The organism is Vallitalea maricola (assembly GCF_036985595.1).
Classification (GTDB): Bacteria; Bacillota; Clostridia; order Lachnospirales; family Vallitaleaceae; genus Vallitalea; species Vallitalea maricola.
Map to the genome: position 1 here is coordinate 1 of NZ_BTPU01000323.1, position 213 is coordinate 213.

Genomic DNA, 213 nt, shown 5'->3' on the forward strand with positions numbered 1-213 from the left:
AGTTAATTGTAGGATATTGCAACAAACCTGCAAGGTATGCATTATCTGGATTCGGTGTAAGTTCAGACATAGTTTGTATGCCTATAAATGGATCAAAGGGCATTCCCATTGTCTCATATACAAGCATCGACGCCTCACCTTCACAACCTTTGGTATACCAAGCCATTACATCTAGACCATTTGGATTGATAGCAAAACCAACTTCTTTTAATT

At 38.0% G+C, this 213-nt stretch carries 1 protein-coding gene; it reads left to right on the forward strand.

Features of this window, described 5'->3' with window-relative positions; all coding sequences use genetic code 11:
* Positions 1-213 (forward strand): hypothetical protein (locus AACQ14_RS24240; RefSeq protein ID WP_339366097.1); only part of this gene is annotated, 213 nt, incomplete at both ends.